Origin of the sequence: Oceanospirillum linum (genome assembly GCF_001995095.2) — a bacterium.
Classification (GTDB): domain Bacteria; phylum Pseudomonadota; class Gammaproteobacteria; order Pseudomonadales; family Halomonadaceae; genus Oceanospirillum; species Oceanospirillum linum.
In genome coordinates, this window is sequence record NZ_MTSD02000001.1 from 1056048 (window position 1) to 1082051 (window position 26004).

Here is a 26004-nt window from a genome sequence, read left to right on the forward strand (position 1 = left end):
TTATGGAAATTTTTGAGCAATGGGAATCTGAAATCCGGGGCTACTCCCGGGCCTATCCAACCGTATTTGCATCGGCGTCTAATGCCCGACAGACCGATGAGGCAGGCAAAAGCTATATCGACTTCTTCGCAGGTGCAGGTGTTCTGAACTTTGGTCACAACAACCCGCACATGAAACAGGCAATCATCGACTTTATTCAGGCCGATGGTGTAGCCCATAGTCTTGATATGAGCACAACGGTTAAGCGAAGCTTTATCAGCGCATTTGCCGAAACCATTCTTAAACCCCGCAACATGAATTACAAAATGCAGTTTATGGGCCCCACCGGCACCAATGCTGTAGAGGCTGCTCTGAAACTGGCCCGCAGAGTCACAGGCCGGGAGAACATTGTCGCTTTCAGTCAGGGCTTCCATGGTATGACACTGGGCTCCCTGGCCTGCACGGCCAACCAATACTTCCGTAATGCTGCAGGTGTGCCACTGGGCCATGTTCAGCATGCTCCCTTTGAAAGCAATGTTGGCGGTGGACTTGAAGGCCTGGCAACCCTACGGGCCAGTTATGAAAATAGTAGTAGTGGCCTGGAAGCACCGGCTGCCTTTATTGTTGAAACCATACAAGCCGAAGGCGGGGTTAACGTTGCCAGTGAGTCCTGGCTGATGGCTCTGCAAAATCTGGCAAAAGACCTGGGAGCACTCCTGATTATCGATGAAATTCAGGTGGGATGTGGTCGCACCGGCAGCTATTTTAGCTTCGATAAAATGGGGCTCGACCCGGACATTATTTGCCTGGCAAAAGGGATCGGCGGATTTGGCACACCACTGGCGATGAATCTGGTAAAACCGGAGCACGATGCCCACTGGCAACCAGGGGAGCATACTGGCACCTTCCGCGGACAAGGCTTCTCTTTTGTGGCAGGGCGCGAAGCACTTCGCTATTTCGAAGATGACGCTCTCATGGCGCTAACACTGGAAAGAGGGGCGATGATTTCAGATCGAATGACAGCCCTAGCTGCCCAGTACCCTAATGTCACAGCCCGTGGTAAAGGCATGATCCAGGCACTGGACATCCAAAATGGCGCAAGCTCAAAAGCGATTGCCCGTGAATGTTTCGACAAGGGTTTACTGGTAGGTCCCTGTGGCATTGATGGCCAGGTCATCAAACTGATCCCCCCCTTAACGATCCCCGACAATGATCTGGAAGAAGGGCTACAGATACTCGAACGCGCAGTAAAAACGGTTATGGAGGCACGCCAATGAAGCAACGGGATGATATGACCTTTCCATTCGCAGAGTATGAGCGACGTTTGAATGATCTCCGCCAACGAATGAAAGAGCGTCTTCTGGATGCGGTGATTATCACCGATCCCGAAAATCTGATGTACCTGACAGACTATCAAACCACTGGATACTCCTATTTCCAGGCACTGGTCGTTCCCCAGGACGATGAGCCCTTTATGATTACTCGTATGATGGAGGCCTCTAATATACATGCCCGTACCTGGGTCGAAAAAACCCGTCCTTACCCGGATACAGGCGATGCGATTCAGATGCTGATTGAGTCACTGAGAGAGTTTGGTTTATCGGATAAAATACTGGGCTACGAGCGCAACAGCTATTTCTTCCCCGCATACCATCAGGACTACCTGCATACCGCCTTCACCGATGGCCGTCTGATGGACTGCTTTGGCATTGTAGAAGAAGGACGTGCCTGCAAGTCAGAAGCAGAATTGGAGATTATGCGAATCGCCGCAAAAGCCACCGTTGCCGGGATGCGGGCAGGCTTTGATGCTGTATACCCAGGTGTGACAGAAAACGAGATAGGGGCCGCTATTAGTGAAGCGATGTTCCGTGCAGGAGGAGAGCCGCCGGCAGTGATGCCCTATGTCACTTCAGGCCCTCGGTCCATGATCGGCCACGCAACCTGGGAAGGGCGCAAAGTTCAGCCCGGCGAGCATGTATTTCTGGAAGTTGCAGGCTGCTATCGGCGCTACCACACCGCGATGATGCGCACCGTGGTTTGCGGAGAACTGAGCGATTCCATGTACAAAGCACAGGAAACCATGAAGCACGCCCTTAAGCAGGTTCGTGCCGAACTTCGCCCAGGCATGACCGTCTCCGATGCAGATAACCTGGTACGCACCATCATCACAGAAAATGATGTAGGTGCCCGCCTGATCACACGCTCCGGCTACTCCATCGGCATCGCATTTCCACCCAGTTGGGATGAGGGCTATATCATCAGCCTGAAGCAAGGCGACAGCACCATACTAAAACCAGGTATGACCTTTCATATTATCCCATGGATGTGGGGTGTTGATGGCGATAAAACCTGTGGCATCTCAGACACTATCTATATTACCGATACAGGTTGTGCTTCTTTCTTCGAAGGTATGGAGGAGGATTTTATCGTTAAACCTGAAACAGAGATCAAGGATGTCATCCCGAGTACCTTTCCCACCGAAAATGCTCAGGCAACGGTACAGGCCCTGAAGAAGAACAAACACACTAAATCGGGAAAAGCAGCGGGCAAAGAGAAACACCACACTAAATCTAAAGCCACCAAGAAAACGTCCTGAGCGCAGCTAAACGCCTGACCGATGACAAGGAGCCTGATATGTTATCCGTAATCAATCCGACAACCGGACAGACACTTTATGAAAAACCATCCCTGGACAAAGCCGGAATGGAGCAACGCGTGGAGGCCTCTTACGAGGCCTGGCAGACTTGGCGTAAATTCAGCTTTGCCGACAGAGCTGTGGTACTGATCAAAGTTGCCCGTATCATGCGCGAAAGTGTTGATATGCTGGCGATACCCATGACAGAAGAGATGGGTAAGCCTATTAAAGAAGCAAGAGCTGAAGTCATCAAGGCCGCCTGGTGTGCTGAACATTACGCCGAGCATGCTGAGGAGTACCTCAGTCCTAAAACACTGCCATCCGATGCCAGTCACAGTTATGTGCAGCATCTTCCCATAGGCCCAGCTTTAGGCGTTCTGCCCTGGAACGCCCCTTTCTGGTTGGCATTTCGCTTTTGCGCCCCAACACTGATGGCCGGTAATACCTGCCTGATGAAGCATGACCCCCATGTACCGGGTTGTGCCGAGGCAATTGCCGGCCTGTTTAAACAAGCAGGAATTCCTGACAACATTATGCAAAATCTCCCGTTACAGACACCTGAGGTAGAAGCCGCAATCCGGCACCCCCGGATTCAGGCTGTATCCTTCACAGGGTCTGGTAAAGCGGGGAGCATCGTCGCATCAATCGCTGCCTCAGAAATCAAACCCTCCGTTCTTGAGTTAGGTGGCTCTGACCCCGCCATTGTACTGGCAGATGCTGATCTGGAAGCCGCAGCCGATGCCATTACTCTGTCACGGATTATCAATGCCGGTCAGTCCTGTATAGCGGCTAAGCGCATCATTGTGGAAGAAGCCGTACACGATAACTTTGTGGCTAAGCTAAAGCTACGCTTAGAAAAGCTGAAGATGGGAGACCCAAAGGAGGAAAGCACAGATATAGGCCCCATCGCCCGACAAGACCTTAGGGACAATCTCGATCGACAGGTGCGGCAGACCCTTGACGCTGGGGGGCGCTGCCTCCTCGGTGGTGAGATTCCTGAGCGGGACGGTTTTTTCTATCCCGTTACTCTGCTGGTAAATGTCACCAATGAGATGCTGGCCTGCCGCGAAGAAACTTTTGGACCTATCGCTGTAGTGATAAAAGCCTCTGATGCCGATGAAGCAATCAATATCGCCAACGATACCGAGTATGGCCTCGCAGCATCTATATGGACCGATGCCGAAAGGGGCGAAGCAATGGCCCGGGAAATCATGGCCGGTCAGGTTGTCGTTAACGGCATCGTAAAAACCGACCCTAGGTTGCCAAGTGGTGGCATAAAGCGCTCAGGCTTTGGCCGGGAGCTAGGCCCTCACGGCATCATGGAGTTTGTAAATACTCAGCAAGTCTGGGTTGGGCCCAAAACCGAGTGACGCCCGATACCCGCAAATTTTTACAACCCCTTACCCAAGAATCACGGAGCAAACAAAAAAGATGTCCCGAAAGGATTTGTCATTAAATCCTCCCTCTAAACCCCGGTGGCTATTCTGCCGGGGCTTTTTTCAGCTGCCTCAATACAGAAATACCTTTGCAGCATTTTTGCTAAGATGCACCCAGTAACAAGAAAAACACATTATACAATGGCCCTCATGCGGCACATGCTGTAAGCTTCACCACCGCTTTATGCGGTCCCCTGTATGCACCTTGTGCGCCTGCTTTTTTATCTATTTATTAAGAGATCACCGGTTATGAGCTTTGCCGATCTGGGCCTTAGCGCCCCTATTCTTGCCGCCGTCAGCGAGCAGGGTTATGAAACTCCATCCCCGATTCAGGCACAGGCGATTCCGGCAGTAATCGCAGGCAAAGACGTGATGGCTGCGGCTCAAACCGGCACAGGTAAAACAGCAGGATTCACCTTGCCGCTGCTGGAGCGCCTGAGCAAAGGTCAGCTTACCAAGAGTAATCAGGTGCGGGCACTGATTCTGACACCGACCAGAGAACTTGCCGCACAGGTCGGAGAAAGTGTATCTCTCTACAGCAAAGGCCTGCCTCTGCGCAGCAGTGTAGTATTTGGTGGGGTAAAAATTAACCCACAGATCGCACGGCTGAAACACGGTTGCGATATTCTGGTTGCGACACCTGGCCGCCTGCTCGACCTCTATCAACAGGGGGCGGTGCGTTTTAACCACCTTGAAATACTGGTGCTGGACGAAGCTGACCGTATGCTGGATATGGGCTTTATCCATGATATTCGCAAAATTTTGGCGGTCCTCCCTGCAAAGCGTCAGAATCTGATGTTTTCAGCGACTTTCTCCGACGAAATTCGCAAGCTGGCAAAAGGTATTGCTCATCAACCGGTTGAAGTATCGGTTGCGCCTGCAAACTCCACTGCACAAACTGTGAAACAGTGGATTAGTCCGGTAGATAAAAACCGTAAATCGGCCCTGCTTTCCCATCTGATAAAAAGCGAGAGCTGGCATCAGGTATTGGTTTTCACCCGTACCAAGCATGGTGCGAATAAGCTGACCAAGGTACTGGAAAAGAATGGCATCAGCGCGGCCGCGATTCACGGGAATAAAAGCCAGGGTGCGAGAACTAAAGCACTGGCTGCTTTTAAAAGCGGTGAGATTAGTACGCTGGTTGCGACAGACATCGCAGCACGGGGATTGGATATTGACCAACTACCCCAGGTCGTCAATTTTGAACTGCCAAACGTGCCCGAAGACTACGTACACCGAATTGGCCGCACAGGCAGGGCAGGCGCTTCCGGGCAAGCAGTATCCTTAGTCAGTGCAGATGAAACTAAACAGCTGAATGATATTGAGCGCCTTATTCAGAATAAACTCGAACGCCATACCGTTGCAGGCTTTGAACCCACAAATGACCTGGGGTCTTCATCCCCTTCCCGACCTCAGAAGCCAAGGCGCTCACGCCCTCAGGGTGAACATAAAGATGGTCAGCGTTCCGGTGAAAATGCCCGTGGCCATAAGCCTGCCGGTAAAAACCGTCGTCATGCCGATAAGGCATCAGGTGAGGGCAAGCCCGCTTCACGCGACAAGCTAAGTGCTAATCATTCAAGCTCTGGCAATACATCTCGCCAGTCTGAGAACAAACCCAAGCGCAGCTTCTCAGCTAACAAACAAACCTCACCTTGGGGTAACCGTTGACCCGGCGGATTCCAGCCCAATATATCAAGGGCGATAAGCCCTGATAAAAATGCTCCTGATGGGGCATTTTTTTCGCCTGGCCTCCTTAGAACCCGTTGCCAAAATTGCTGGCAGTAAAAGGAAGCCCGCTGAATCCGGGGCGAGAAGAGAAGCAGACTCAGCGGGCTTATTACACTTTCAACAAATAAAAACCTGTATTTATTCGAGCAAACGCCGGATCAGAGCCATCACCTCTTGCTGCTCATGATCATTCAGTTCGCCGTCTTTCACCCAACGCACCCGATTTTCCGTGTCCACCACAATAACTGCAGAGCTTTTCTCCTTCAGCCCCCAAGCTGAGCGTGCAACGCCCTCTTTATCCAAAACCATCATTGACCATGGAAACTCTTCTTTGCTGCTCTCCAGCTTACCTTTTACAATACCGCCGGTTCCCCAGATTGCATCATCGGTATTGACGACTGTTACCGTCTGATAACGGTCTTTAGGTAGATTCTCAGCTTTAATACGGTCAATTAACGGAGCATTCAGAGCCTTGGCTGAAGAACGACCTGCTATATGCTGAATCACATATACCTTGCCCGTTAGCTGCTGGCTTTGCCAGGGACTGTAGTCAATCTTTCCGGCATTAAGCACTAGCTCACCGCCATCCTCTACACTCACAGCCGGTAACGATGCCTCAGGGACAACCGCAGCATAACTCTGCCAGGACATACCCAGGATCAGCATCAGAAATGCATTTTTAAGCACGACGAATAAGCTCCTTCCCCGTGAGCTATGTTGTATATTTCTCAGATAATGGAATCGGAATGCCATAGAAATCTCCTTTCATTTTTATTTTTATCCCGGATACGTTAATGGCCAGGACTGATTTTCAGGACAATTCAGCCTAAACCAATTCCATTTAATTTAAAACAGTCGTTTGTTTTAATTTTCACAAAACAGAGAAAACAGAGAAAACAGAGAAAACAGAGAAAACAGAGAAAACAGAGAAAACAGAGAAAACAGAGAAAACAGAGAAAACAGAGAAAACAGAGAAAACAGAGAAAACAGAGAAAACAGAAGAGTATGAATTTCAGGCATAAAAAAAGCCAGTCACTAGGACTGGCTTCTTTCAAACAAGGTTATCTGTAAAATTACAGAGCAACGATGTTCTCTGCCTGAGGGCCTTTAGCGCCATCAGTAACAGTAAATTCAACTTGCTGACCTTCAGTCAGAGTTTTGAATCCAGAGCTTGCAATTGCACTGAAGTGAGCAAACACGTCAGGACCAGATTGCTGCTCGATGAAACCAAAACCTTTAGCTTCGTTAAACCACTTAACAGTACCACGGATAGTATTAGACATAATAAATTCACCTGAATTTAGAAAAGTAAAAGTGCCTTCAAAGGCGTTTTTTTTGCTGAAGAATAGACTTGAACTTAGAAACTACAGGACGAGGTATTACGAATAAAACTACGTATTGGAGAATATAAATTAGCGGCTTTCTTTCTAGCTGCAATCATAATACATAAAGAAAACTAAAATAGCCAGCACTATTTTATAGTGTATATAGAAATAAAAATATCATTAGCCAATAAAACAAAAAAAGCCAGTCACTAGGACTGGCTTCTTTCAAACAAGGTTATCTGTAAAATTACAGAGCAACGATGTTCTCTGCCTGAGGGCCTTTAGCGCCATCAGTAACAGTAAATTCAACTTGCTGACCTTCAGTCAGAGTTTTGAATCCAGAGCTTGCAATTGCACTGAAGTGAGCAAACACGTCAGGACCAGATTGCTGCTCGATGAAACCAAAACCTTTAGCTTCGTTAAACCACTTAACAGTACCACGGATAGTATTAGACATAATAAATTCACCTGAATTTAGAAAAGTAAAAGTGCCTTCAAAGGCGGTTTTTTGCTGAAGAATAGACTTGAACTTAGAAACTACAGGACGAGGTATTACGAATAAAACTACGTATTGGAGAATATAAATTAGCGGCTTTCTTTCTAGCTGCAGTCATAGTACATAAGGACAGACCGAATAGCGAGCTTTATTTCAGATATTTCTCTTTCCTCTCCTTTCTCCTCTTTGTCCATTCTGGAGCACCAATAAAAAAACCCCGCTCATGGCGGGGTTAACAGAGTGCTTACGCACAAGCACAGTAAGAAAGTCTGGCAGTATTGCCGCCAGAAAAGGCTTTGATTCAAGACCTGAATCAAAGCCTGTCGGATTGAAAGTCTTTACGTTGATCAGTACCCGTTCAACTGATCGATATACTCCGGGAGGAACAGAGATATCTGAGGCACATAGGTAATCAGAATCAGGAAGCCCAGCAGTAGTGCCAGCCAAGGCAGTGCAGCTCTGATCACCCAAACCATACTCCGCCCGGTAATACCTGCTGTCACGAACAGGTTCAAACCTACTGGCGGTGTCAGCATACCGATCTCCATGTTCACCACCATAATGATACCAAGGTGAATCGGATCAATGCCCAGTTGAGTTGCAATAGGGAACAGGATCGGAGCCATAATCAGCAGAATCGCGGATGGCTCCATGAAGTTACCCGCCGCCAACAGCAGGATGTTCACCACAATCAGGAAACCCCAGGCAGGCAGGCCCCAACCAATTATCGTTTCCGCAATGATGTGCGGGATACGCTCAGTGGTCAGAACATGGGCAAATAACATGGCGTTGGCAATGATAAACAGCAGCATCAGAGAAACTTTAGCTGCATCCAGAACAACACGCTTTACTTCAGCATCAAAGAAAGACTGCGGCAGAGCAATACCGATCTGCGCCAGGTTACGCCCTACACAGGCGCCTATCGACTCACCATCATAGCGCCACGGCTTATCTTTCAGAGACCCCATATCCCGGTAACCGAACACAGCAACCAGAAAAGCGTAAACGGCAGCAACCGCAGCTGCTTCAGTCGGACTCGCCACACCACCATAAATAGAACCCAAAACGATCACGATCAGCATCAGACCGCCCATGGCGATCGCACCTGAGCGGAACAGGGCACGGAACCCAGGGAATGGCTGAGCCGGGAAGTTTTTGATGCGCGCCACAACATAGATGGCGATCATCAGAATACCGCCCATCATAAGACCCGGAATCATACCCGCCATAAACATACGGGCTGCAGATACCTCTGTCGCCGCAGCATATACCAGCATCACGATAGAGGGTGGAATCAGAATACCCAAAGTACCTGCGTTCGCAATAACACCTGCGGCAAAACTTTCCGGATAACCAGCCCGAACCATACCGGCAATCACAATAGTACCAATCGCAGCTACCGTTGCAGGTGAAGAACCGGATACGGCTGCAAACAACATACAGGCCATAACAGAGGCCATCGCCAGACCACCTTTAACGTGGCCGATACTGTCTACTGCAAAGTTAATCAAACGCTTGGCTACACCACCGGTAGACAGGAAGGCTGACGACAGGATAAAGAAAGGAATCGCCAGCAGAGTGTAATGATGCGATAACGCTTCAAATAGCTTCAACGATACAGATGCCAGGGAATCCCCCGAAAACATCAGAATAGTGCCCACACTGGACAAGCCCAGTGCCACAGCAATTGGCATACCCAGGAAGATACAGCCAAACAAAATCAGGAAAAGTACAGCAATTGTCATTTGTCTGCTCCCGAAGTACCAGGTTTATTAACATCAGGTCTATCTTGGCTATCTGAGCCGGAATCAGCTTGCTCAGAAGTCATTTTTTCGGCTTTGGCGCTATCAGCTGCATTCTGCAGCTCTTCCGCCAGATGCATACTTTCCTTACCTTCATCAGCCAGATGGAAGCCATCTTTTTTACCTGTAAGAATGCCCCAGCCCAACTCAGCGAAACGAATGACCAATAACACAAAGCCCACCGGCATGATCATCATCGCCATCCACTTAGGAATAGGGATATCCTCCATCTCAATATTGATCATATGCATCAGCTGCAGGTAGTCCCAGGAACCTAACAGGAAAAGGGCGCAATAAACAAAGCACAGTGCGATGGCAACAAGACCGGCCAGGCGGCGTAGCGGTTCGGGCAGCAATTTTACCGCGACATCAACCCCGATATGCGCACCAATACGCACTCCATAAGAGGCGCCAAACAGTACAAACCATGCAGCAGTGTAAAGGGTTGCTTCCTGAATCCAGGTCACACCAGTGCTGAAGACAAAGCGCATAATCACTTCAGCAAATACCAGCAGGGTCATGGCGACCAGCAAGAGAGCAACAATGTTCTCTTCAAGTTTATGAATGAAACGTACAACCATGATTAAACTCTCATCGTTTCGTGAGCAGGCTCTGTCCGGATAAAAGCCGGACGGTGAAAACCATCGGGCCATCAGGTAATGGAATAGAAGCCAAAGGGGGTATGTGAGGGTTTTAAAACACCGCTGCCAGCGCACTGGCAGCGGCATTTTCTTCTCTACTACGCGCTCATTAAGTGCATTAAACCGCTCTTAAAGTAGACAGAGCGCTACAACACACCTTACTGAAGAGGCAAAAACCATCTCAGTAAAGCAAGGTTGTTAGTTGTTAGCCTGAACGGCAGCATCAATAACGTCTTTACCAATCTGACGCTCGAACTGTTTCCAAACAGGCTTCATCGCTTCTACCCACTGCTGACGCTCAGCATCAGAAATTTGCAGGACAGTGGTACGACCAGAGTCGATAATACGTTGACGGTCACCCATCGCTTTCTCTTTCGCTACGCCATTACCGTAAGCGATCGCCTCATCCATTGCTTTCTTCAGCTCGACACGAACATCATCGTCCAGGCCTTTCCAGAAACGGGCAGAGGTTACAACCATATAGTCCAGAACACCGTGGTTGGTCTCAGTCACATAATCCTGAATTTCGAAGAATTTTTTCGAATACAGGTTCGACCATGGGTTTTCAGCACCATCAATCGCTTTAGTCTGCATCAGGGTGAAAACTTCAGAGAACGGCTTTTTCAAAGGGATCGCATCAACGGCCTCAAACTGAGATACCAGAACGTCTGAAGTCATGATGCGGAATTTCAGGCCTTCAGCATCTGCAGGCGTGCGCAGAGGCTTGTTAGCTGACATCTGCTTCATACCGTTATGGATATAACCCAGTCCCATCAGACCGCGTTTCTCCAGTGAAGTCAGTAGCTTCTGGCCAGTAGGGCCTTTCTGGAAACGGTCAACTGCATCCATATCTTTGAACAGGAATGGCAGATCATAGACCTGAAGCTGCTTGGTGTATTTCTTAAATTTAGACAGGGAAGGCGCAGCAATCTGAACATCGCCCAGCAGCATCGCTTCCAGAACTTTGCCGTCACCGAACAGCTGAGAGTTTGGATAAACCTCAACATTAACCTTGCCTGGCAGACGGGATTCAGCCAGCTCTTTAAATTTAAGAGCCATCTGACCTTTGGGGGGTATTTTCTGCTACAACGTGAGAAAACTTGATCGTTACAGGTGCTGCGAAAGCTGTGGCTGCACTGGCAAACATACATGCTGCAAGCGTAACCGCTTTGGTGAGTGAACGCATTGATCCGACTCCTAATGGAATTTGTTGTTATGTGATATCGCCCTTGGCTTTCGGTTATCTCCACAGGAGCACCCGATATAAGCCAACAGGTATGCAAAAAAGGCCGGACAACGCCGGCCACAAACTTGCAAAGGCCAGCCCAAATGACTTAAAGGCTGCGACCGCCCCTAAACAATCAAATACTATGCCAACTTAAAAGCACTCACATCAAAATGGATAACAATATGATTTAAAAAGGTTTTTTAAAAAAACAACATCCAACAAAAACTTTAAAGCCATCTAATAATGCGCGGATTTCCGCACAATACTAAAAAACATAGGCGGACAACCACCCATCTCAGACATCAAAGCATTAGACCTAGGTCTAAAGCGGTTTCACCTGCAACAGAGTTCCGGAAGCCTTAAGTGTTAAATTCAGTGCGGATTTTCTACAATCCAGCACAAAACAACCGGCATAAAGCGAAGTGTGCGGCATTTCACACAAGATGCCACCAGCAATGCACCCAATAACGACAGAGCAAGCAAATGACACTTGAATTTCATCGACACTCCCCCATTTGTTAACTCATAGCTTTGTCCGGTGATATGCAGAAATACAGCCAGACAGACCGATCCAGCTCTCCCGTAAAGGTCACTTATGACGAACAATATTCGGCCCGCCACCTCCCCTGAGTGGCAAAAAATCAAAACAGTCCTGCTGGATATGGACGGCACTCTGCTGGATCTTCACTTCGACAGTCACTTCTGGCTGGAGCACCTCCCTAAGCGCTATGCTGAACTGCACAAACTAGATCATGCCAGTGCTCAGGCGTATGTGATCGATGAGATCACCAAAGAACAGGGCACACTTAACTGGTACAGCCTCGATTATTGGGCCAATCACTTTAAGGTCGATATCGTTGCGCTTAAAAAAGAAGTTCAGCACCTTATTGGTTTTCGAAGTGACGCCATAGAACTGCTGAAGTTTCTCGAAACACATCAGGCACAGGTTATTCTCGCAACCAATGCTGACCATCATAGTCTTGAGATCAAACTTCCGGTGACAGGCCTTGATCAGTATGTAGACCATATTGTCAGTTCCGCTGAGCTTAAAATAGCGAAAGAAGATCCTGCATTCTGGAAAGCCTTAGCAGAAAAGATCCATTACGATCCTGCCAGTTCACTCCTGATCGACGACAATGAGAGCGTGCTGGATTCTGCTCGCGAATTTGGTATTCAGTTCCTCTATACCATTATGCAGCCGGATATGCGTTCACCGGAGAGAACACTGACCCGTTATCCCGGTGTCAGTAAATTTTCAACCATTATCAGCTGATAGCAACACCAAAAGTTGCAGGCTCAAAATTCAATAGACCGGCACAAAGATATTTAAAGGTAACGGCATGAATACACCCCATACCAAAGTTCGCCTGGATAAATGGCTCTGGGCCGCTCGTTTTTTTAAAACCCGGGCCTTAGCCAAAAAAGCAATTGAAGGTGGCAAGGTTCATTACAACGGGGATCGCTGTAAAAGCAGCAAAATGGCTGAAATTGGAGCCATGCTGACACTCCCCCAGGGCTGGGATGAAAAGCGGATCGAGATTATCGCACTTTCCGATCAACGACGGGGAGCACCAGAAGCCGCTCTTCTCTATAAAGAAACAGCAGCCAGTATCAAAAAGCGGGAAGAAGAGGCAGAAAAGCGCAAGCTAATGAAAAACACTACTGGAGCACCGGATCAACGTCCTAATAAGAAAGACCGCCGGATGATCCACCGCTTTAAACGGGTTGATAGTGAACTATAATAAAAGGACGTCTTATGGCATAGCCATATACGGGTGTTATCGCCATGTCGATAACCTGTGAATAATGTGACCTCAGGTTGTTTTAGATCACCCCGCGAAACCCACGCCCAAAATACCGTAACCAGAAGTACCAAGATCAGAAACATCACGATCAAGAGTACTCTGACCGACAATACAGAAGAGATTTATGAGCCAATACGACTTGATTCAGCGCTTTGTGATTGCCAACACTCCCGTCCGAGGTGAGGTCGTTCGGCTAAAAGATAGCTTCCGGGAAGTACTTGATAAACACAGCTACCCACCTGCTATTGAAAAACAACTGGGTGAAATGCTCTCCGCAGCCGCCCTGCTGACAGCCATTGTTAAAGTAGATGGCATCCTCTCACTCCAGGCAAGAGGCCCTGGCCCCTGCAGCCTGCTGATGGCCGAGTCCAATCCGGGAGGAGATCTGCGAGCGATTGCCCGCTGGGATGGAGAGCTGGGCGACGCCAACACGCTGAAGGATTTAATGGGTGAAGGCCAACTTGTCATCACGATTGAACCCACCAATGGCAAGCGTTATCAGGGCATTATCTCTCTGGAACGTGAAACTCTGGCGCACTGCCTGGAACAGTACTTTGAACAATCCGAGCAATTACCAAGTCGCCTATGGCTCAATGTTACAGGTAAGGTCGCGTCTGGCTTTATGCTTCAGGCTCTGCCATCAGAACGGACAGAGGCAGATCTGAACGCATGGGAACATGCGGTGAGTCTCGCAGAAACCATTAAAGATGAAGAGCTTGCCGAATTACCTTTTGAAGACCTATTGCATCGCCTCTATCACCAGGAAGAGGTACGTATTTTTGCAGCAAGTCCGTTGCGCTTTAACTGCACCTGCTCTGAGGAGCGTGTTAAAAACGCACTGGTCAGCATGGGAAAAGAAGAGCTGAACGAAGTGATCAGGGAGCAGGGAGCCGTTGAGAGCAAGTGCCAGTTTTGCAACACACTTTATCGCTTCAGTGCGGCTGATATTGAAAACCTTTTTGATAACCCCGATGCGCCATCACCGGTTCTTCATTGACCGGACACTTACCGATTAAACCCCGGGTATATAGCACCAATACTTCAGGTAACGACTATAAACCCAGATATCTTTCTATAAAAAAGTATCGTTGCAACCTGATTGTGTTGCAGCGATACCGGAAAACCTCTCCTTTATTTCGGTAAAACATCCTCTTTCCGCTCAAATTTCTTGTAGTAAAACTACAAAAAATAAATTTCAGCCCGAAATACGTCCTAAAAACAGTGAATATCCGGTCATAAAAAGTGAGCCTGATACCTTTTTTATGACATTTTTTGCATTTGGTAGACGTAAGTTACGCTTAGTAAGAACCTCTATCATTTAGAGCGTAAACCATCTTTAACACTAAAATTTCAGCGAAATACTCTAAAAACCTCTGCTTTTTTGTGTGCAACTGCATCAAGATTTTTGTTTTGTAACTGTTTTTCAGGATTTTCTTCCTGTTAGGGCTTCGCACAGACCTGCTTTTTTTGACATAATACGCGCCTAAAAACCGCGTCTGCAGACAAGCTGTTTTGGGATTGATCCCCGAAGGCGACGCCCTAAAGAATCGGTTTTTAGTACCCGCTTGGTAATTTGCCCGCTTTGGTAAATTTGCCCTCTTTGGTAAGTTTGCCCGGTTTGATAGTAGTTGATCGGCTGGAGCCGAAGGACACAAGTAAATGACGACATCGATTGACGATAGCTCTGTAATGACGTTCACCAACCTCAGCACCGCTGAATTGGTTCAAATGGCTGTTCAACGCAAAGAAGGCGAACTGGCCAGCAACGGAGCTTTGGTAGTTTCTACTGGCCACCGCACCGGCCGCTCTCCAATGGATCGCTTCATTGTTGAAGAGCCCAGTACTGCAGATCTGATCGAATGGGGCGCAATCAACCGTCCGTTTGACGCTGCCAAGTTTGATGCTCTTTGGGATCGCGTTGAAGAGTACCTGACTCAGAAAGATACGTTTGTTTCCGAACTGCACGTTGGTGCTGATCCGGAACACTACCTGCCGATTCGTGTTACCACCGAAACAGCATGGCACAACCTCTTTGGCCGCACCCTGTTTGTTCGTCCTGACGAGTTCAACCCGAAAAACAAGGGTGAGTGGCAGATTATTAATGCGCCTCAGTTTGTTTGTGAGCCTGAGCGCGACGGCACCAACTCTGACGGCACCGTTATTATCAACTTTGCCAAGCGCAAAGTACTTCTGGCGGGTATGCAGTATGCCGGCGAGATGAAAAAAGCGATGTTCTCCGTACAGAACTTCCTGCTGCCGGAGAAAGACGTTCTGCCGATGCACTGCTCTGCAAACGTTGGCGAAGATGGCGAAACAACTCTGTTCTTCGGTCTGTCCGGTACCGGTAAGACCACTCTGTCTGCAGACCCGGAACGTTACCTGATCGGTGATGACGAGCATGGCTGGGGCAAAGGCGTTGTATTCAACATCGAAGGCGGCTGCTACGCGAAATGTATCGACCTGTCTCAGAAAAATGAGCCGGTTATCTGGGACGCGATCAAGTTTGGTTCCGTACTGGAGAATGTCGTTCTGGATAGCGAGCGTGCGCCTGATTACACTGATGTAAGCCTGACCCAGAATACCCGTGCGACATACCCACTGGAGCACATCGAGAAGCGTGTTCTGGAAAACCGTGCCGGTGAGCCAAAAGCGATTGTTTTCCTGACCTGTGACCTGACTGGCGTACTGCCGCCTGTTTCTGTTCTGTCGAAAGAAGCAGCGGCGTATCACTTTCTGTCCGGCTACACAGCTCTGGTAGGTTCAACAGAAATGGGTTCCGGTGGTGGCATCAAATCTACCTTCTCAACCTGCTTTGGTGCACCTTTCTTCCCACGCCCTGCCGCTGAGTATGCCGAGCTGCTGATCAAACGCATCGAAGAGTTCGGCTCCAAAGTTTATCTGGTTAACACCGGCTGGACTGGCGGCTCATACGGTGAAGGCCAGCGCTTCAGCATCCCAACGACCCGTGGCATCATCTCTGCAATCCAGAATGGTGCGCTGGAAGATATTGAAACCGTACATCTGGAAGGCATCAACCTGGCGGTACCTGCTGAAGTACCGGGTGTTGAGACCAACCTGCTACAGCCTCGCAGCACCTGGGCTAACCCAGAGAGCTACGATGCCGCAGCGAAAGAGCTGGCAGCTAAATTCGTTGAAAACTTCAAGAAGTTCAACGATGTGGACGAAGCGATCATCGCGGCAGGTCCTCAGCTGTAAGATCCGGCAACGGATTCAGAAAAAGGCGAACACCAAGGTGTTCGCCTTTTTTGATTCTGCGCTAATGAGTTGCACCAACAAGCGCTGATCGGCATTTGCATTCGGTTACGGGGTTTCAACAAATTTCTGCCATAAAAATTTTGCCCCAAACCCACAGTTACTGTATAAAATCACAGCTTATTTAATTCAACCCGTTAACGAAACACTTGAGTTGTCAGGCTGCTATCGCTTGTCCAGCTTATGCCTCAGTCAGAAAAAAGAGAGTCATCTTCATGGAACAGATCTCCCACCGTATTGCCGAAGAACTAAGCGTTAAACAGGCCCAGGTCAGTGCCGCTGTTACCCTGCTGGACGAAGGCGCGACCGTTCCTTTTATCGCGCGATACCGTAAGGAGATCACCGGGGGCCTGGATGATACTCAACTGCGTAATCTGGAAGAACGTCTGCGCTACCTGCGCGAACTGGAAGATCGTCGCAACACTGTCCTGAAAAGCATCGATGATCAGGGCAAGCTAACCGACGGGCTAAAAGCCGATATTATGAGTGCTGAGACGAAAACCCGCCTGGAAGATCTGTATCTGCCCTATAAGCCGAAGCGCCGCACCAAAGCACAGATCGCCCGCGAAGCCGGTCTGGAGCCTTTGGCAGACCTGTTATTTAACTCACCCGAAACCGATCCACAAACCGCCGCTGAAGCCTATATCAATGCTGACACGGGGGTTGCCGATATCAAAGCGGCCCTGGATGGTGCCAAACAGATCCTGATGGAACGCTTCAGTGAAGATGCCAGCTTACTGGATATGCTCCGTACCAGACTCTGGCAGCAGGGTGAACTTCAGTCCCGGGTTGTTCCCGGTCAGGAGCAAACCGGTGAGAAATTCAGTGATTACTTTGAGCACAATGAGCCCATCAATAAAACCCCGTCCCACCGGGCGCTGGCCATGTACCGCGGCCGCAATGAAGGCGCCTTACAGCTTGCCATCGTTTTACCGGAGGCGGAAGAGCTGAAAATACATCCCTGCGAGGAGATGATCGCCCGGCATTTCGGTATTGAGGATCAAGGGCGTCCGGCGGACACCTGGTTAAAAGAAGTTGTACGCTGGACCTGGCGGGTTAAGCTGCTGACTCATATCGAAACTGAACTCATGACCCGCCTGCGTGAGTCCGCAGAGATGGAAGCAATAAAGGTCTTCGCTGGCAACCTGAAGGACCTGCTGCTGGCTGCGCCTGCAGGGCCTCGGGCCACACTGGGTCTCGACCCGGGCTTACGTACAGGTGTTAAAGTCGCCGTGGTTGATCACACAGGTAAGCTGCTTGATTATGCGACGATCTACCCCCACGTACCAAAAAACCAGTGGCGCGAGTCCCTTGCGGTTTTAGCGGCACTGGTTGAGAAACATAATGTCGATCTGATCAGTATCGGTAACGGCACAGCCTCCCGCGAAACGGACAAACTGGCAGGTGACCTGGTAAAAATGATTAAAGATCGCAAGGTCAGCAAAATCATGGTCAGTGAAGCGGGTGCATCTGTTTACTCAGCCTCAGAGCTGGCGGCAAAAGAGTTCCCGGATCTGGATGTCAGCATTCGGGGTGCAGTCTCCATCGCCCGCCGTCTGCAGGACCCTCTGGCAGAGCTGGTTAAAATCGACCCGAAATCCATTGGCGTTGGCCAGTATCAGCATGATGTTTCACAAACTCAACTGGCCCGTAGCCTGGAAGCAGTGGTGGAAGATTGCGTTAACGCCGTAGGTGTCGATGTTAATACCGCCTCCGTTGCCTTGCTGAACCGGGTATCCGGTCTGAACGCAACTCTGGCCCAGAATATCATCAGCTATCGTGACGAAAACGGCACATTTAACAGCCGAACCGACCTGAAGAAAGTTGCCCGCCTTGGGCCAAAAGCCTTTGAACAGTGCGCAGGATTCCTGCGCATTATGAATGGCAAAAACCCTTTGGACGCCTCTGCAGTTCACCCGGAAGCCTATCCTGTCGTGAAGAAAATTGCAGAGAACAATGGGCGTAAAGTAGATACTCTGATCGGTGACTCCAGCTTTCTGAAAGGCATTAACCCAATCGAGTACATCGACGATAATTTTGGCCTGCCCACAGTGACGGATATTTTACAGGAACTGGATAAACCCGGTCGCGACCCTCGACCTGAGTTTAAAGCCGCAGAGTTTATGGAAGGCGTTGAAGAGATCAGCGATCTTAAACCCGGAATGGTACTTGAAGGTGCCGTTACAAACGTTACCAACTTCGGTGCATTTGTTGATATAGGTGTTCACCAGGACGGTCTGGTACATATTTCTGCCCTATCCAACCGCTTTGTCGAGGACCCCCGCACCGTGGTAAAAGCCGGTGATATTGTGCAGGTTAAAGTCATGGATGTAGACCAGCAGCGCCGACGTATCGCTCTGTCAATGCGCCTGAATGATGAGCCTGAAGCAAAAAGTAATAGCTCAACAGGTAATGACAAAGGCCGGGGCAGAAACTACTCTTCGGAGAGTCGTGATCACGCCAAAGACAAGAGCCGCCGTGGACAGCAGGGTGGAAGCAATAAAAGCGGTCAACCAGAAAATATGGGGACATTGGGAATGTTGCTTGCCCAGGCACAGAAAAAACAGCGAAAATAGCGACACCGCCATATTCTGACCAAAATCATCGGAATTATTATGGCTGAATAATTTAAGCAATCCAATTTTTGACAGCATAGCTTGAAGCCTGACTCTGCGCCCCCATATTGCCAGATCAGGCTTTTTTCGACTGGCGTATGCCGGTTTTTTTGTAGATAAACCCGCTGGGAGCGAACACTCCTACCCGAGTGAGACTCAGCGACTGAAACGCTATATGCGCCGGTAAAGCCGGTTGGTATTAGGGGAAGCACCTTGACCAAAACCATCAAAGATCGTATCGAGTTTTTACGCCCTGTTGCCCAGCGCGGCCTGTTCAACCAGATCAAGCGCGGACTCGAAAAGGAGGGTTTACGCACAACACCCGCAAGCAAGCTGGCCCAGACCGATCACCCAAAAGCTTTAGGCTCAACGCTGACCCACCCTTATATCACCACTGACTATTCAGAAGCTCTGCTGGAATTTATCACACCAGTGTCCAGCAAACTGACAGAAACACTGGGTTTTCTTAAAGATTTACACGTCTTCAGCTACCGCCATCTGGGCGACGAAGTCATTTGGCCCGCCAGCATGCCCTGCAAGCTGCAGGGTAATGAAAGCATCCCCATTGCTCAGTACGGCAGCTCAAACTCCGGCATCATGAAAACCGTTTATCGCCACGGCCTTTCCTGGCGCTATGGCCGTATCATGCAATCCATTGCAGGTCTGCACTACAACTTCTCTCTGCCAGAGGCTCTATGGCCAGCTTTGCTGCACCTGAAATATCCTGAGCGAGATGCCAAAGACCCTCAAGTCCTGCAGGATTTTATTTCAGAGCAGTACTTCGCGCTGATCCGAAACTTCCGTCGCTATAGCTGGTTACTGCTATATCTGTTCGGCGCCTCTCCGGCTGTGGATAAAAGTTTTGTTGAGGATAAGCCACATCAGCTGGACGAACTGGATACCGACACCCTGTTCCTGCCCTATGCTACATCTCTGCGTATGAGCGACCTGGGCTATCAGAACAATGTGCAGTCAAGCCTGAAAATATGCTTTAACTCACTTGAAAACTATGTCAACACGCTGAATCATGCTATCAGAACACCTTACGCGCCCTATGAAACCCTGGGAGTTAAGGTTGATGGTCAGTATCGTCAGTTAAATACCAATATTTTGCAGATTGAAAACGAGTACTACAGCGATATCCGCCCGAAGCGCGTTACAGAAAGTGGCGAACGCCCGTCTGAGGCATTAACTCAGCGTGGAGTAGAGTATATCGAAGTGCGCTGCATCGATCTGAATCCTTTTGAAGCGATCGGCATAACAGAAACGCAGGCACGCTTTGTCGATACATTTTTGCTGTTCTGCCTACTGGAGAACAGCACTCAGATACCTGATGATGAATGTAAAATGCTGGATGAAAATCACAGCGATATCGTTAACCGGGGTCGGCTCCCAGGGCTAATGTTACAAACGCCAAAAGGCACAATCTCCCGTGAGGAGTGGAGCCACCAGCTGTTTGACCGTCTGCAACCAGTTGCTGAGTTACTGGATAGCGGTAATGATAATGCCATCCATCAAGCGGCGCTGGATGCTTTCCGCCCCTTAATAGACCAGCCGGAGTTAACGCCGTCTGCGCAGGTTCTGGAGGCTATTCGTAAGGCGGGTAGCTTCACTGCATTTGCTCAGCAACAAGCCCATCAGCAGGCTGATCTGTTACGCACCACCCCTATTAACAAAGCCAGGGAAGCCTTGTTTATCCAGCTTTCTGAAAGCTCGATCCGCCAACAAGCAGATCAGGAAGAGGCCGACCAGATCGATTTTGACACCTTTCTGGCCGACTATATGGCCAGACAGAGCGCCTGATAATGAGCACTGAAATTGTCCCCCGCAACGGAGGGCAGAGCTGCCAGAGCTGACGGGTACCCCTCCTTGTGACTGGATCCAGCCACAGAGAGGTTTTTCAAAGCAGGAGTTTACTTCTGGTAGATAAAGTTCAGCACGAGAAGATCATCAATAACCGGATGCCCAACCTCTTTCAGCATCAGATCTTTTACCGATTGAGTTGCCTCCATACGAATCTGCTCCTGACCTACAGGTGTCGTTACAGCTTCATCTGTTTGACGGCTCAGTAGTGACACCAGCTCATTGCGGATCAGAGGCATATGATGAGCAACCGTCTTTTCTGCCAACGGAGAACTGGTAACCAGAGTAATATCCGCTTTGAGATATTTCAGACGACCGGGGTCACCATAATTAAGCACAAAAGAAGGCTTCATCTCGGTATATACAATCGGCGAACCACTTTCTGCCTCTGCAGCCCAGCCTTGCACCACCATCCCAAACATAATCAGTACAGCTAACACGCTATGTTTTACTAATTTAATCACTCAGCATTCTCCAGTTTTATCATTGTCCGCTTTTATGGCGCCCTTCCGCAGTTATGGGGAACCTGCCGGAATGAAAACACTCTATGGCTGCAACCAGGTTACATTTTCAGTCACTCTGGCTATCACCTGAGTCAAAGATCTTTCTATTGTAGGGCTGCAGCGGATTTTTTCCAATGAGCAAGCCACATATAATAGAATCCTGGCGCGCACAAAAATGATGCCTTGCCCTAACCGATTTATAAGGACAGAGAATGCCTCTTAATTACCGCACGATTAACCTGGCTGGCTTTATTGCCTGTTTTCTTCTGATTGCCAGCGCCCTGGTGATGCAGCATGTATTTGAACTGGAGCCATGCCCGCTTTGTATTTTTCAGCGGGTCTGCTTTATGGTCGCAGGCATTCTGTTTTTAGCTGGGGCTCTTTTTAACCCAGCGAGCCCAGGACTACAGCGCTCCATCAGCGGCCTGAATCTGGCCGCTCTGGCAACAGGTGTCGGACTTTCCCTTCGCCATATTTGGCTACAGAATCTGCCGCCATCTGAGGTCCCTTCCTGTGGGCCCGGCCTTGATTACATGCTGGAGGTACTCCCCTTCACATCGGTCATTAATCAGGTGCTCAGTGGCAGTGGTGAGTGTGCCGAAGTGTCATGGCTATTCCTTGGCTTATCAATTCCATGGTGGACGATGTTTGCTTATTTAGGTCTTTCAGGCCTGATTTTTCTTGCTCATTATAAGATCAAAGACAAAAAAGGCATCCAGTAAACCCATTAATATATTTGCTGATTAACACAGGTGACATTGCCGAATCGCTACCGTATGCTTGGGTGTAACTGCATATTTGATACGCGATTTTTGATGGCCTGTAGGCCCATACAAATGCTGGAGGTCTGCCATGCTTGAAGGTTGTAAAAATGCACGTGAGCGCTGGAGCGGTGTTCACGAAATGATCGACAAATGGCTCCAGGAACGTCAGGAGCTGATCGTGAATTACACTGAGGTTGCCCATCAGATAAACAAGGACGCTCCGGTGACACCCAGCCAGGTGCAGGCACTTTGTGATGTGATGGTTGACTACACCTCTGCAGGCCATTTTGAGATCTTTGAACAGCTGTGTCGTGAGGCAGAAGCATTTTCAGATCAGGATGCCATTAATCTGAGTCACAAAATCTTCCCTCTGATCCAGAAAAGCACTGATGTTATTCTGGATTTTAATGAAGCTTATGGCGCTGAAATATCAACGGCCGATGCTACAAGCGTGCTTGCTGATAAACTTTCTATATTGGGAGAGTATCTGGCAGACCGCTTTCAGCATGAAGACACCCTAATCGAAACATTGCACACAGCACACCGGGAACTTGTAGGCTCATGATCCATACAGGTAAAACAGTTGCTGCTGCCGTAGTGACTTTGTTTATGCTGGCCGTATCTGGCTGCTCGGATTTGACGCCACCAGAACAAACATGGTCACTGGCGACTAAAGGGCACTATGATGCGGCTCTATCAGATAATGGCAGCTTAGCGGTTGCAGCCTCAATTCATCACGGTGGCAGTCTATGGCAACTGCCTCAGCATGAGCGTGTCTTTAACTGGAATCATAAAGCTGACACTTTCTCATTATTAGATCATGTGGCGATTGCGGGTAATGGCCGTTATGGTGCGACCTCAGAACAGAAAAAACTGACACTCTGGGATGCAACATCAGGTAAGGCTATTAACTTTTGGGCGCTACCCGCAGACGTGCGCAGCCTGGATATTTCTGCCGATGGTCAATTCCTCCTAGCCGGCCTGGATAATAGCACGGCTGTTTTGATCAGCACTTCCCAAGGAAAAGGGGTTAGAACCTTCACTACTGATGACACGATTTCCGCCGTTCGTCTGAGCGATGATAACTCTCTGGCTATGGCCGGTACGCGAACCGGAGTGGTTTATCTGTGGAATACAGAAAATGGCGAGATCCGAGGTCAGTGGTCTCATGATAATCAAGTGCGTTCCATGGCAATCTCCCCGGACAACCGCTTTGCTTTCAGTGGCGCTCAGGCTGGCTCAGGACTTGTAGTCGATCTTATCAGCGGCAAGATTGCTATGAATATTGATATAAACCGAGGCGGAGAGATCGCTGCAGCAACCTATACTGCCGCCACGTTCAGCCAAAACCAATCGCTTTTGGCTACAGGAACCAGTACAGGTAAATTAAAACTCTGGGATCTGTCCAGTCAGCAAGCTATTGCCGGCTGGGAAGCAAGCAAGCGCAATGCATGGAAACCATCCGGCGTGGTTATCCAGGATATCGCTTTTGTCAGCAACAGCTCTATCAGAGCAATAGCCAGCAATGGGCTGGCCTATCAGTTTGCCCGTTAACCCTGGCTTCCGGGCAGAAAAAAACCGGTAAGGAGATAATGCTCCCCACCGGTTTTTTTATGTCCTGCCAGAGCTTACAGATCAAATCAGAATTCTGGCTCTGAAGAATCCATCACACTGCCGACTTCTTTGCCCACCAGCTTGCCAATCTCTTTATCAATAAAAAACAGCCCTTTGCCATCTTCACCGATAATCTCAATTTTATCCAGAATGCCCTTGAACAGCTTCTCTTCTTCATGCTGCTCGGCAACATACCATTGTAAAAAGCTGAATGTTGAATAATCCAGTTCCGTAAAGGCCGTATGAGCCAGCTCATTAATTTTCTGGGTAATCAGACATTCATGCTCAAACACCTTCTCAAAAAGGTCCTTGATGGAAGAGAACTCCGTTGGTGGAGCATCAATCGCACCCAGCTTTGCCATCGCACCCGTCTCATTGACATAAGTAAACAAGCGCTTCATGTGCTGCATCTCTTCATCTGCGTGCTTTTGCAAAAATCCGGCGCAGCCTTCAAAGCCTTTATCTTCAGCCCACGCACTCATCTGCAGGTAGAGATTGGAGGAATAAAACTCCAGGTTGATCTGTTCATTCAAACGATCAATCATCGCTTTCTTTAACATGGAAACTCCTAAACGAGGCGGGTAATAACAAGAGATATCATACTGTCAGAATACATTGGTGCAATATTCAGGTTCTGTGAAGAAAAAGCTACATTTCTAAAGGCCGGCAAAGGCGCTTTTTATCTGATGCTGAGCGAGCGCATTTACCACAGAGAAAATTACTGGTTCGTGTTACCTGGGTCAACTCACGAAAATGCTTGCTGATGTCATCTTTACCCAGTTTACATAAGCGGCCGGGTTTCAAAGTCTTTGCCATGGTCAGAGCCTCAGAGCAGGGTCTTAAAACAGATGCAGAATCACTAACTCATTATAAAAATAATAAAAGCACCGAATACAAAATGGTAACCATTATCATATAAGAGCTTTTCCCGAAAAGAAAGCCCGGCTCACCTCCGTCAACCGTTCTTACAGAACTACCGAGTTACACATCAGCCGCCACCATCACCAGGAAAATCTCAGTAATGCTCCAGTTCATGATCAGATACCAGCTGATTCCGACCGCGATTTTTTGCAGAGTAGACGGCAATGTCTGCCCGGTGCATAGTTTCTTCGATAGACTCTTTTGGCCGGTATTGAGTAACACCAATACTGGCTGTCACCCGGTGCCCCGGTGCCAAAATATCAAGCCGGGCCTGCTCCATAGATAACCGTAGCCGCTCGGCCACCAAACACGCACCCTCAAGAGGTGTCTGCACCAACACTAAAACAAACTCCTCTCCTCCCAGTCGGGCAACAAAGTCTACCTCCCGCACACAATTACGGGCGATATCTGCGAAGGTCTGTAAGACCTCATCGCCCGCCTTATGACCATACCTGTCATTGACCTGCTTAAAGTGGTCCAGGTCGACAAAACAAAGACTGAAGACATACTCTCCACGATAAGCAAGGGCCTGCTGGTGGCGCAGGATTGCCATTAAATGGCGCCGGTTATACAAGCCTGTCAGGTCATCCGTAATCGCCTGCTCTTTTGCTTGCTTCATTACCTCGTTCATCTCAGCATTACGTTTTTTCAGGGCCCAGCGCAAACTACTTATTTCAGTACCAATAATACTGACACCAACCAGCATAAAAATGAAAAACAGAGAGATCAGGCTCTGCTCTTTTATCTCTGCACCGGCACCACTGAGCTGATGCACCAGCATCACAGTGGTGTAGCAGAGCAAAATAAAGCCACCCACAATAAAAAAGCCTCGCTTCTGCATTCGGAAAGCACCGAAAAGCACAACAAGCAGGTAGTACATCAGAAATACATTCTGTAGTTCAGGGACAAGATAGATAGAAATGGTATTCGTAAAGGTGTGCCAGATCAGCTGGGGAATCGTAAGACTGGGGTCTTTAAAAAGAAGATTAATATCGTAGCTAATCATTAAAGGGAAACAGAGATTCCCTAACCAGATCATAGTATACAAAAGGAAAAAGTACGCCATCGGCATCTGAACCAAGTCCAGCGCCATCGACAAAAGTACGACAGCCGTAAGCACCAGGCCAGAGCCTGTTGCCATTAACGTTCGCCTCATTCTCAGGCGTTGGTGCTGATCCTTCGGGACAAGCTGAGGGGCCAGTTTGGCGATTATCTTGATCATATATCCCTCTGCTGCATTTTATTATTATTGGCCCGTATCCTTATGGGTTAAACGTTTGTACCAGAAAAAAACCGGACATTCCAATAAAGCGGTCGCCTCAGACGACACAATCAGCAGCAAATTGCACGATCTAGCACTAAACTTGACACAGAGT

22 protein-coding genes are annotated in these 26004 nt (G+C 48.8%); 13 read left to right on the plus strand and 9 right to left on the minus strand.

Annotated elements, in window-relative coordinates; all coding sequences use genetic code 11:
- Positions 1 to 2: 2 nt before the first annotated feature.
- From BTA35_RS04900 to BTA35_RS04915, 4 genes are all read left to right on the plus strand, one after another.
- Positions 3 to 1256, plus strand: coding sequence for an aspartate aminotransferase family protein (locus BTA35_RS04900; RefSeq protein WP_077243392.1), 1254 nt, complete (start codon positions 3 to 5; stop codon positions 1254 to 1256).
- Positions 1253 to 2575, plus strand: a complete 1323-nt coding sequence (gene doeA / locus BTA35_RS04905) for an ectoine hydrolase (RefSeq protein WP_077243267.1) — start codon at positions 1253 to 1255, stop codon at positions 2573 to 2575. The genes BTA35_RS04900 and doeA overlap by 4 nt, the downstream gene beginning before the upstream one ends.
- 38 nt (positions 2576 to 2613) lie before the next feature.
- Positions 2614 to 3984, plus strand: a complete 1371-nt coding sequence (locus BTA35_RS04910) for an NAD-dependent succinate-semialdehyde dehydrogenase (protein WP_077243268.1) — start codon at positions 2614 to 2616, stop codon at positions 3982 to 3984.
- 315 nt (positions 3985 to 4299) lie between these two features.
- Complete coding sequence (locus BTA35_RS04915) at positions 4300 to 5718, plus strand: DEAD/DEAH box helicase (protein ID WP_077243269.1); 1419 nt, start codon at positions 4300 to 4302, stop codon at positions 5716 to 5718.
- A 198-nt stretch (positions 5719 to 5916) separates the two neighbouring features.
- Here the strand turns inward: BTA35_RS04915 and BTA35_RS04920 are convergent, their stop codons facing one another.
- The 6 genes from BTA35_RS04920 to BTA35_RS04945 form a co-directional block, all read right to left on the minus strand.
- Positions 5917 to 6465, minus strand: coding sequence for a YtfJ family protein (locus tag BTA35_RS04920; protein ID WP_202931166.1), 549 nt, complete (start codon positions 6463 to 6465; stop codon positions 5917 to 5919).
- Between the two features lie 386 nt (positions 6466 to 6851).
- Positions 6852 to 7061, minus strand: coding sequence for a cold-shock protein (locus BTA35_RS04925; protein ID WP_028304561.1), 210 nt, complete (start codon positions 7059 to 7061; stop codon positions 6852 to 6854).
- A 289-nt stretch (positions 7062 to 7350) separates the two neighbouring features.
- Entirely contained in the window at positions 7351 to 7560 is a 210-nt protein-coding gene (locus tag BTA35_RS04930) for a cold-shock protein (protein ID WP_028304561.1), read from the minus strand.
- Positions 7561 to 7946: 386 nt separating this feature from the next.
- On the minus strand, positions 7947 to 9344 hold the full coding sequence (locus BTA35_RS04935; RefSeq protein ID WP_077243270.1) for a TRAP transporter large permease: 1398 nt from the start codon (positions 9342 to 9344) through the stop codon (positions 7947 to 7949).
- Complete coding sequence (locus BTA35_RS04940) at positions 9341 to 9982, minus strand: TRAP transporter small permease (RefSeq protein ID WP_077243271.1); 642 nt, start codon at positions 9980 to 9982, stop codon at positions 9341 to 9343. Before BTA35_RS04940 ends, BTA35_RS04935 begins: the two co-directional genes overlap by 4 nt.
- Positions 9983 to 10240: 258 nt before the next feature.
- Positions 10241 to 11101, minus strand: coding sequence for a TRAP transporter substrate-binding protein (locus BTA35_RS04945; protein WP_238377488.1), 861 nt, complete (start codon positions 11099 to 11101; stop codon positions 10241 to 10243).
- A gap of 764 nt (positions 11102 to 11865) precedes the next feature.
- Here BTA35_RS04945 and yrfG point away from each other — a divergent pair.
- The 6 genes from yrfG to gshA all read left to right on the plus strand — a co-directional run bounded on the left by yrfG (position 11866) and on the right by gshA (position 20766).
- Positions 11866 to 12543, plus strand: coding sequence for a GMP/IMP nucleotidase (yrfG, locus tag BTA35_RS04950; RefSeq protein ID WP_077243272.1), 678 nt, complete (start codon positions 11866 to 11868; stop codon positions 12541 to 12543).
- Between the two features lie 67 nt (positions 12544 to 12610).
- Positions 12611 to 13012, plus strand: a complete 402-nt coding sequence (hslR, locus tag BTA35_RS04955; RefSeq protein ID WP_077243273.1) for a ribosome-associated heat shock protein Hsp15 — start codon at positions 12611 to 12613, stop codon at positions 13010 to 13012.
- 187 nt (positions 13013 to 13199) lie between these two features.
- On the plus strand, positions 13200 to 14072 hold the full coding sequence (hslO, locus tag BTA35_RS04960) for an Hsp33 family molecular chaperone HslO (protein WP_077243274.1): 873 nt from the start codon (positions 13200 to 13202) through the stop codon (positions 14070 to 14072).
- A 662-nt stretch (positions 14073 to 14734) separates the two neighbouring features.
- Positions 14735 to 16291 carry a phosphoenolpyruvate carboxykinase gene (locus BTA35_RS04965; RefSeq protein WP_077243275.1) on the plus strand — a complete coding sequence of 519 codons (1557 nt, stop codon included), beginning with the start codon at positions 14735 to 14737 and terminating at the stop codon, positions 16289 to 16291.
- 272 nt (positions 16292 to 16563) lie between these two features.
- Positions 16564 to 18924: a Tex family protein gene (locus tag BTA35_RS04970; protein ID WP_077243276.1), complete on the plus strand. Its 2361-nt coding sequence runs from the start codon at positions 16564 to 16566 to the stop codon at positions 18922 to 18924.
- A gap of 252 nt (positions 18925 to 19176) precedes the next feature.
- Complete coding sequence (gene gshA / locus BTA35_RS04975; RefSeq protein ID WP_077243277.1) at positions 19177 to 20766, plus strand: glutamate--cysteine ligase; 1590 nt, start codon at positions 19177 to 19179, stop codon at positions 20764 to 20766.
- 110 nt (positions 20767 to 20876) lie between these two features.
- On the opposite strand, the gene BTA35_RS04980 is transcribed toward gshA, so the two are convergent.
- Positions 20877 to 21290 carry a flagellar basal body-associated FliL family protein gene (locus tag BTA35_RS04980; RefSeq protein ID WP_139363618.1) on the minus strand — a complete coding sequence of 138 codons (414 nt, stop codon included), beginning with the start codon at positions 21288 to 21290 and terminating at the stop codon, positions 20877 to 20879.
- A 251-nt stretch (positions 21291 to 21541) separates the two neighbouring features.
- On the opposite strand from BTA35_RS04980, the gene BTA35_RS04985 reads away from it, so the two are divergent.
- The 3 genes from BTA35_RS04985 to BTA35_RS04995 all read left to right on the plus strand — a co-directional run bounded on the left by BTA35_RS04985 (position 21542) and on the right by BTA35_RS04995 (position 23647).
- Complete coding sequence (locus tag BTA35_RS04985) at positions 21542 to 22051, plus strand: disulfide bond formation protein B (RefSeq protein ID WP_077243279.1); 510 nt, start codon at positions 21542 to 21544, stop codon at positions 22049 to 22051.
- 130 nt (positions 22052 to 22181) lie between these two features.
- Entirely contained in the window at positions 22182 to 22658 is a 477-nt protein-coding gene (locus tag BTA35_RS04990) for an Rsd/AlgQ family anti-sigma factor (protein WP_077243280.1), read from the plus strand.
- Positions 22655 to 23647 carry a WD40 repeat domain-containing protein gene (locus tag BTA35_RS04995; RefSeq protein ID WP_077243281.1) on the plus strand — a complete coding sequence of 331 codons (993 nt, stop codon included), beginning with the start codon at positions 22655 to 22657 and terminating at the stop codon, positions 23645 to 23647. Before BTA35_RS04990 ends, BTA35_RS04995 begins: the two co-directional genes overlap by 4 nt.
- 86 nt (positions 23648 to 23733) lie before the next feature.
- Here BTA35_RS04995 and ftnA read toward each other — a convergent pair whose 3' ends face one another.
- Both ftnA and BTA35_RS05005 read right to left on the minus strand, forming a co-directional pair.
- Complete coding sequence (ftnA, locus tag BTA35_RS05000) at positions 23734 to 24267, minus strand: non-heme ferritin (protein WP_077243282.1); 534 nt, start codon at positions 24265 to 24267, stop codon at positions 23734 to 23736.
- A 455-nt stretch (positions 24268 to 24722) separates the two neighbouring features.
- Positions 24723 to 25850: a GGDEF domain-containing protein gene (locus BTA35_RS05005; protein ID WP_077243283.1), complete on the minus strand. Its 1128-nt coding sequence runs from the start codon at positions 25848 to 25850 to the stop codon at positions 24723 to 24725.
- Positions 25851 to 26004 lie beyond the last annotated feature (154 nt).

Bases quoted from the DNA above. Each gene is read 5' to 3' on its own strand.
- BTA35_RS04910 (WP_077243268.1), top strand. From the start codon at position 2,614: ATGTTATCCGTAATCAATCCGACAACCGGACAGACACTTTATGAAAAA.
- BTA35_RS05005 (WP_077243283.1), bottom strand. From the start codon at position 25,850: ATGATCAAGATAATCGCCAAACTGGCCCCTCAGCTTGTCCCGAAGGAT.
- hslO (WP_077243274.1), top strand. From the start codon at position 13,200: ATGAGCCAATACGACTTGATTCAGCGCTTTGTGATTGCCAACACTCCC.
- BTA35_RS04995 (WP_077243281.1), top strand. From the start codon at position 22,655: ATGATCCATACAGGTAAAACAGTTGCTGCTGCCGTAGTGACTTTGTTT.
- BTA35_RS04965 (WP_077243275.1), top strand. From the start codon at position 14,735: ATGACGACATCGATTGACGATAGCTCTGTAATGACGTTCACCAACCTC.
- BTA35_RS04930 (WP_028304561.1), bottom strand. From the start codon at position 7,560: ATGTCTAATACTATCCGTGGTACTGTTAAGTGGTTTAACGAAGCTAAA.
- BTA35_RS04990 (WP_077243280.1), top strand. From the start codon at position 22,182: ATGCTTGAAGGTTGTAAAAATGCACGTGAGCGCTGGAGCGGTGTTCAC.
- BTA35_RS04985 (WP_077243279.1), top strand. From the start codon at position 21,542: ATGCCTCTTAATTACCGCACGATTAACCTGGCTGGCTTTATTGCCTGT.
- ftnA (WP_077243282.1), bottom strand. From the start codon at position 24,267: ATGTTAAAGAAAGCGATGATTGATCGTTTGAATGAACAGATCAACCTG.
- hslR (WP_077243273.1), top strand. From the start codon at position 12,611: ATGAATACACCCCATACCAAAGTTCGCCTGGATAAATGGCTCTGGGCC.
- BTA35_RS04915 (WP_077243269.1), top strand. From the start codon at position 4,300: ATGAGCTTTGCCGATCTGGGCCTTAGCGCCCCTATTCTTGCCGCCGTC.
- BTA35_RS04925 (WP_028304561.1), bottom strand. From the start codon at position 7,061: ATGTCTAATACTATCCGTGGTACTGTTAAGTGGTTTAACGAAGCTAAA.
- BTA35_RS04935 (WP_077243270.1), bottom strand. From the start codon at position 9,344: ATGACAATTGCTGTACTTTTCCTGATTTTGTTTGGCTGTATCTTCCTG.
- BTA35_RS04970 (WP_077243276.1), top strand. From the start codon at position 16,564: ATGGAACAGATCTCCCACCGTATTGCCGAAGAACTAAGCGTTAAACAG.
- doeA (WP_077243267.1), top strand. From the start codon at position 1,253: ATGAAGCAACGGGATGATATGACCTTTCCATTCGCAGAGTATGAGCGA.
- BTA35_RS04940 (WP_077243271.1), bottom strand. From the start codon at position 9,982: ATGGTTGTACGTTTCATTCATAAACTTGAAGAGAACATTGTTGCTCTC.
- BTA35_RS04945 (WP_238377488.1), bottom strand. From the start codon at position 11,101: ATGGCTCTTAAATTTAAAGAGCTGGCTGAATCCCGTCTGCCAGGCAAG.
- BTA35_RS04900 (WP_077243392.1), top strand. From the start codon at position 3: ATGGAAATTTTTGAGCAATGGGAATCTGAAATCCGGGGCTACTCCCGG.
- yrfG (WP_077243272.1), top strand. From the start codon at position 11,866: ATGACGAACAATATTCGGCCCGCCACCTCCCCTGAGTGGCAAAAAATC.